Here is a 6147-nt window from a genome sequence, read left to right as displayed (position 1 = left end):
TGCACGCCCAGGCCGCGCCCGCCGCGCCATGGCTTGCCGCCGTCGCTGTAGGTGCCGACGTAGGCGTACACGGGCCCCGACGTGGCGGCCTGGACGGTGGAGGCCGTGAGGCCCAGGGCTCCGAGACCGGAGGCCCATGCGGTGGCTTGCAGAAGCTGGCGACGCGATGGCATGACGGGAGTCCTCGCGGCCTTACTTGATCTTCGCGTTCCAGAAGAAGGGCCAGGTCGCGGGCTGGTAGTTGTCGAGCGCCGGGCTCCTGGCCGACAGCCCGTTGAACTTGCCGACGTTGATGTACGGCACCTCCTCGTAGACCACCTGCTGCACCTTGCCCCACAGCGCGCCGCGCTTGGCCGGGTCGCTCTCGACGTTGAAGGCCTGCAGCGCCGCCTTCTTGGCGGGCGTGTCCCACCAGCCGGGCGCGCCGTCGCCGAGCTGCGGCGGCGAGAGCATGGGCTCGGGGAACTGGCCCGAGTGGGTGACGTAGATGTCCCACAGCTTGGCGTCGTTGCGGCGCTGCACCAGCGTGGCCCAGTCGACCACGTTGAGGTCGACCTTGAAGCCGGCGCGCTTGAGCTGCTCGGCCATCAGCAGCGACATGTTGTAGTGGAAGTCGTACTGGCGGCTCGTGAGCACGCGGATCGGCTCGCCCTTGTAGCCGGCCTTGGCCGCGGCCTCCTTGGCCTTGGCGGCGTTGCGCTGGTTGTACTGGTCGGCGCCGGCCGTCGAATAGAAGGGCGAGCCCTTCGGGAAGTGGTTGGCCTCGGCCACGAAGAAGCGCGTGTCGCCGAAGCCGGCCGCGAGCATCTCGCCCTCGCCGAGCGCGGTCTGGATCGCCTGGCGCACCGGCTGGCTCGCCGCCACGCCTTCCTTGGTGTTGAGCACCAGGTAGGGGAAGCCGAACGAGGGCGTCATGATCGGCACCGTCTTGCCGCCCGACTTCTCCAGGCGCGGCAGCGCCTCCACCGGCAGCAGGTCGGCGAAGTCGTACTGGCCGGCCAGCGCGCCCTCGACGCGCGTGCTGGCGTTGGGCACCGGCACGAAGCGCAGCTCCTCGATCGCCGCCTCGCGCTTGCCGCCGTAGCCGCTCGCGGGCTCCTTGCGCGCCGCGTACTTGTCGAAGCGCGTGAGCAGCACGAACTGGTCGGGCCGGCGTTCCTTGAACTTGTAGGGGCCGGTGCCGACGAAGTCCTTGAGCGGCGAGGCGATCGATTCCTTGGCCATGATCGCGGCCATGCCGCTGGGCAGCGCGAGCTGCGACAGCAGCGGCGCATAGGGTTCCTTGAGCACGATCTCGACCGCCAGCGGGCCCTTGGCCTTGAGGCTGTCGATCTCCTTGCCCACGGCCTTGCCGCGCGGCGACTGGTCCATCCAGCGCTGCAGGCTCGCGACCACGTCGTCGGCCGTGAGCTCGCGGCCGCTGTGCAGCATCACGCCCTTGCGCAGCGCGATCGCGTAGGTCCTGCCGTCGGCCGAGATCTTCGGCATGCCCTCGGCCAGCATCGGCACCACGTTCCACTTGGCATCGAAGGTGTAGAGCGTCTCGTAGACGTGCTGCATGATGGTTCCGACCAGGTCGGCGGTCGAGGCCATCGGATCGAGCGTCTGCGGCTCGGCCACCATCGCCAGCGTGGCGAAGTTGCGCGGACCCTGCGCCTGGGCGTTCAGCGGTGCCACGGCATACAGCGCCGCGAGCAGGGTGGCACCCAGAAGGGTGCGCTTCGACAGCATGGGCAGGCGCGGGAAAGAGCCGGCGTGGGGCATGGAGTTCTCCTTCATGGGGCGAGACGCGTTTGTGAAAAAAACTTTCGTTGCGGGCCGCACTTTGAAGCAGTATCTATGCCAAATCATCCGTGAAAACCCTTGATTCAGCGTTATCACTGAAATAGATTTTCACTTTCGGCCGATACTGGCGGCCGTTTCACCCCCTCCCCTTTCATTTCCCTTCTTCAGACAGGAGCTCGTCCATGCCTCTCGAATACCTCGGCGCCCCGCCTACCGCTTCCGACCGCCAGGTGCGTCCCTTCTCGCCGGCCGTGCGCGCGGGCGACTTCATCTACGTGTCGGGCCAGGTGCCGGCCAATGCGCAGGGCGAGATCGTGGCCGGCGGCATCGAGGCGCAGACGCGCCAGGTGATGGAGAACCTGAAGACCGTGCTCGCGCTGGCCGGCGCCACGCTCGACGACGTCTGCAAGACCACCTGCTGGCTCGACGACGCGCGCGACTTCGGCGCCTTCAACCGCATCTACATGAGCTACTTTGGCGAGAACAAGCCCGCGCGCTCGACCACCGAGGCGCGGCTGATGGTCGATGCGAAGGTTGAGATCGACGTGGTGGCGTACAAGCCGAAGGCTTGAGCGGCGCCTGATCGGCGCTTCGACGGATCAGGAAGCGTCGCGCAGCAGCGCGACGATGTCGCCATGCTGCTTCTCGAACGCGAGGTCGAAGGCGGTGTGGCCGGCACCGTCCTTGAGCAGCTTGTCGGCGCCATGGATCATCAGCGCGCGCACGGTCTCGTAGTGGCCGCGCGCCGCGGCCTCCATCAGCGCGGTGCGACCGTTGGCCAGGCGCGCATCGGGATCGGCGCCCTTCTCGAGCAGCGCCGTCACGGCCTGCGTCTGGCCGAGGCGCGCGGCCTGCACGAGGTTCGGCACGGCCGCCGCCTGCGCCGCGGCCCAAGGCACCATGGTGCATCCCATCAGCGCCACGCAGGCGTGGATCAGCAGGTGCTTGAGCGGGTTCATGGCGTGTCCTCGGAATCTGCGATGGCGGTCGGTGATGGGCCTGCGCGGCGCACGAGCATCGTGCGGGCACCTGTCGCTTCGAGCAAGCGACGTGCCATGGCCGAAGGCATGCGCGCATGCTGGCATGGATGCTGCGTTGTCGGGCGTTCAACTCCACTCCGACACCAACGATGACCTCCACGCTCGCGCGCCGCAAGCTTCCTGGCTTCTTCTCCTCGTCCTCGCGCGCCACGCGCTTCGCCTGCACGCTGATGTTCTCCGCCGTGCTCGCCGCCTGCGGCGGTGGCGGCGACAACAGCGTCTTCTCGTTCACGCCCGTGGCCGGCACGCCGCCGACCACGCCCGAGACGCCCGGCGATGCCGTGGTGCTGCAGCCCGATCGCGCGCCCTTCCCGCTGGTCGAGGCCACCGTCGAAGGCTTCCATGCGGCGATGCGCAAGGGCCAGGTCTCGTGCCGCGACGTGGTGCAGGGCTACCTCGACCGCATCGCGGCCTTCGATGCCGATGCCTCCGACGCCTACCCCGACAGCCCCGGCCTGCACAGCGTGATCGCGGTCAACCCGGCCGCGCTCGCGCGCGCCGACGAACTCGACCGCCAGTTCTTCAAGACCGGCCAGATGGCCGGCCCGATGCACTGCGTGACGGTGCTCGCGAAGGACAACATCGACACCCACGACATGAAGACCACGGCCGGCTCGCTGGCGCTGGCCAACAACCAGCCGCCCGACGACGCCTACATCCTGCGCAAGATCCGCGAGGCCGGCGGCATCGTGATCGGCAAGGCCAACCTCGACGAGTTCGCGTTCGGCTTCACCGGCAGCTCGTCGGTCGGCGGCAAGACGCGCAACGCCTACATCCCGGCCAACAGCGCGGGCGGCTCGTCGTCGGGCACCGGCACCTCGATCGCCGCCAGCCTCGCGATGCTGGGCCTGGGCACCGACACCGGCGGCTCGGTGCGCGTGCCCTCGGCGGTCGAGGGCCTCTACGGCCTGCGGCCCACGCTGCGGCTCGTGAGCCAGGACGGCATCGTGCCGCTGGCCCATGGCCAAGACACGGCCGGCCCGCTGTGCCGCCAGGTGCAGGACTGCGCGCTGGTGCTCGATGCCATGGCCGGCTACGACGCCGCGCCCGGCAGCGGCCAGCGCACCGCCAAGGCCTGGGACGCCCCGCTGGTGGCGAATGCCGCCGTCTATGCGGCGATGACCGCGCAGCCCGCGAGCTACACCGCGACGCTCAAGGCCGATGGCCTGCGCGGTGCGCGCATCGGCGTCGTGCGCGCGATGTTCCCGGCCGCGACCGTGGCCAACCAGCGCTTCCTCGACACGCTCAATGCCGCGCTCGACCGCATGAAGGCCGCGGGCGCGACGATCGAGGACGTGCAGATCCCCGACCGCGCGACCATCCTGACCGGCTACGCCAGTCTCTCGTCCTACGAGTTCCGCGACAACCTCACCGAGTACCTCGGCAGCTGGAGCTCCACCGCCGACGGCCATCCGCGCACCACGGAAGACGTGGCGATCGCCATGGCCACGCTGGAGCCCACGCGCGTGGCCAACTTCCGCTCGTACATCACCTCGGGCACCAACAAGGAATCCAACCCGACCTACCAGAACAACCTGAAGCCGCGCGACGCCTTCGTGATCCCGCGCGTGACGGCCGCGCTCGACAACCTCGACTTCGCCACCGGCGCGAGCCTGGGCGCGCCCTACGACGTGCTGGTCTACCCGGTGCTGCAGGGCTTCAACAGCACCAGCGTGAACTCGGGCTCGAACAACCGCCTGAGCCCCTTCTCCGGCTTCCCGGCGCTGGCCTTCCCGGCCGGCTTCGTGAAGGCCACCGATGCCTCGAGCTCGGTCGAGCCCGTGACCTTCGAGATGATCGGCCGCGCCTTCGCCGAGCCCACGCTGTTTCGCCTGGCCTACGGCTGGCAGGCCAGCACCACGGCGCGCGTGCCGAGCCCGCTGGCGCCGGAGCTCAAGCGGCCCGACGCCTCGGCGCTCTAAGCGCGCAACTCGCTCTTGCGCTGCACGATGCGCGAGACCAGCCCGTAATCGACCGCCTCCTCGGCCGACAGCCAGCGATCGCGCTCGATGTCGGCCAGCACCACCTCGATGGGCTTGCCGGTCTCGCGCGCGATCTCGTGCGCGATGCGCTGGCGGGCCTTGACGATCTCCTGCGCCTGGATCGCGATGTCGGTGGCCTGGCCGCCGGCCCCGCCCGAGGGCTGGTGGATCAGGAAGCGGGTGTTGGGCAGGCACACGCGGCGCTCGCGCGGCGCGGCCAGGAACAGGTGGGTGGCGGCGCTGCCGACCCAGCCGGTGCCGATCATGTGCACCGGCGCGGCGATGAAGCGCACCACGTCATGGATCGCATCGCCCGATTCGAGGTGCCCGCCGGGCGAGCTCACGAGGATGTCGATGGGCTTGTCGGCGCTGTCGGCGTCGAGCGCGATCAGCCGGCGCGTGACGTCGGCGGCCACGGCGTCGGTGATGCTGCCGAAGATCAGCAGCGTGCGCGAACGGAAGGCCTTCTCCTCGAGGTAGGAATTGCGCGGCTCGGCGGTGGCGGCCGGGCGGGTGTCGTCTTCGGATTCCATAGCGAACATGGCGGTCATGGGAAAGCTCCTGCGGGTTGGACGGTTCGAACTGTCTTGACGAACAAGCCCACGCTTTCGTGACATCGCCGGTCGTGGCAAGCTGCGCCGATGCTCGACGAACGCTATCTCTCGCAATTCCCGGCCCTGCGCGGCCGACTGGTGCGCGCGGCGGCACGGCTGCTCGGCGGCACGGCACAGGCCGAGGACCTGGTGCAGGACACCTACCTGCGCGCGCTCGAGGCCGGCGAACACGCTGGCATCGACACCGCGCAGGCCTGGCTCACGACGGTGATGCAGCACCTCGCGATCGATCGGCTGCGGCGCGAAGGCTGGATGCGGCGCTGGCTCGACGAGGCTGGATCCACGCCGGAGACGGCGGAATCGGCCGAAACCGAGGCCGCGCGCGCCGAAGAGACCGGTCAGGCCTTGCGCCTCCTGGCCGAGCGGCTGAGCCCCGCCGATGGCGCCGCGGTGCTGCTGCGCGAGGTGTTCGAAGTCAGCTTCAAGGAACTGGCCGAGGCCACGGACCGGACCGAGGCCGCCTGGCGCCAGCAGATGCACCGCGCGCTGCTGCGGCTGCGCGAGCCCCGCGAGAAGGCGCCCGACAGCACCGGGCGCAACGCCGTCTTCCCGCTCTACCAGCAGGCGCTGCGCGATGCCGACACGCGGCTGCTGTTCGCGATGCTGCGCCAGCCGCCGGCACGGGCGATCGGGCTGTCGGCCCATGCCGCGCCGCCGCCGGCCTCGGGCTCGCCGCGCGCGGCCTGCCAAATGGTGCAGATCCTGTCTCTTCTCCACATCTCCCAG

Annotated in this window: 6 protein-coding genes; 3 read left to right on the top strand and 3 right to left on the bottom strand. The window is 69.7% G+C overall.

The window, feature by feature from the left end:
* Positions 1-192 precede the first annotated feature (192 nt).
* Positions 193-1764 carry an ABC transporter substrate-binding protein gene (locus tag AC27VN_RS29775; RefSeq protein WP_490878875.1) on the bottom strand — a complete coding sequence of 524 codons (1572 nt, stop codon included), beginning with the start codon at positions 1762-1764 and terminating at the stop codon, positions 193-195.
* 203 nt (positions 1765-1967) lie between these two features.
* Here AC27VN_RS29775 and AC27VN_RS29770 point away from each other — a divergent pair, with 203 nt between their 5' ends.
* Entirely contained in the window at positions 1968-2357 is a 390-nt protein-coding gene (locus AC27VN_RS29770; RefSeq protein WP_057597741.1) for a RidA family protein, read from the top strand.
* Between the two features lie 27 nt (positions 2358-2384).
* On the opposite strand, the gene AC27VN_RS29765 is transcribed toward AC27VN_RS29770, so the two are convergent.
* Positions 2385-2744 carry an ankyrin repeat domain-containing protein gene (locus AC27VN_RS29765; protein WP_490878874.1) on the bottom strand — a complete coding sequence of 120 codons (360 nt, stop codon included), beginning with the start codon at positions 2742-2744 and terminating at the stop codon, positions 2385-2387.
* Between the two features lie 170 nt (positions 2745-2914).
* On the opposite strand from AC27VN_RS29765, the gene AC27VN_RS29760 reads away from it, so the two are divergent.
* The gene (locus AC27VN_RS29760; RefSeq protein ID WP_490878873.1) at positions 2915-4747 is read left to right on the top strand and encodes an amidase family protein; all 1833 of its coding nucleotides are present in this window, start codon (positions 2915-2917) and stop codon (positions 4745-4747) included.
* Here the strand turns inward: AC27VN_RS29760 and AC27VN_RS29755 are convergent.
* Positions 4744-5358: an ATP-dependent Clp protease proteolytic subunit gene (locus AC27VN_RS29755; RefSeq protein WP_490878872.1), complete on the bottom strand. Its 615-nt coding sequence runs from the start codon at positions 5356-5358 to the stop codon at positions 4744-4746. The two genes, AC27VN_RS29760 and AC27VN_RS29755, sit on opposite strands and share 4 nt — an antisense overlap.
* 90 nt (positions 5359-5448) lie before the next feature.
* Between AC27VN_RS29755 and AC27VN_RS29750 the strand changes: the two genes are divergently transcribed.
* Positions 5449-6147 (top strand): sigma-70 family RNA polymerase sigma factor (locus tag AC27VN_RS29750; protein ID WP_490878871.1); only part of this gene is annotated, 699 nt, incomplete at its 3' end.

It is taken from the genome of Variovorax sp. 20P10.2.4 (genome assembly GCF_058244205.1).
This window is presented reverse-complemented; position numbering and strand designations above follow the sequence as displayed.